This window comes from Streptococcus sp. E24BD, from assembly GCF_041807825.1.
Lineage (GTDB): Bacteria > Bacillota > Bacilli > Lactobacillales > Streptococcaceae > Streptococcus > Streptococcus entericus.
In genome coordinates, this window is record NZ_JBGTZB010000084.1 from 1 (window position 1) to 538 (window position 538).

A 538-nucleotide genomic window follows, 5' to 3' on the forward strand; every position below is an offset into this window, starting at 1 on the left:
CTATACCTAACAAGTGTAATTTTGCTGGTCAGAAAGTCGCCTAGTCAAGTTTCACACAAGACAAGACTAGCTTGGGTCTTGGAGTGTTTGAGCCTAATGGTGGTCTTGTCCACTCTTATTGGTTTAGTGTCACCTGTTCACTCAGGCAATCAAGAAACCTTGATAGACGTTCAAAGCCAAGTTCCCTTTCTTGTCTTTGGCTTGTTTCTTGTCAATGCCAGTCTAGTAGAGGAAGTAGTTTACCGAGGCTGTCTATGGGACTTATTCTCAGCTCCTTATCAAGCCCTGTTGGTAACCAGTCTTATCTTTGCCTTAGCCCATCACCCAGCTAGTCTGAGTGCTTGGTTAGTGTATCTGGGATTTGGTTTATGCCTTGGTGTCATGAGAAAGCAGACAGACCTCTATGGGGCGATGGTTTTACATGTTTTGTGGAATAGCTTTGTTTTAATCGTAAATTCACTATGAAAATAAAAATTTTGAGCTGACAAATGTTGTCGTACGCGGTAAATTAATAGTAAATGGTAAAGGAGGCTGAATA

General features: G+C 41.4%; 1 protein-coding gene. It reads left to right on the forward strand.

Going from position 1 to position 538, the window contains the following annotated elements; genetic code table 11:
- Positions 1-465 (forward strand): lysostaphin resistance A-like protein (locus ACERC5_RS10190; RefSeq protein ID WP_373660679.1); only part of this gene is annotated, 465 nt, incomplete at its 5' end.
- Positions 466-538: the final 73 nt, after the last annotated feature.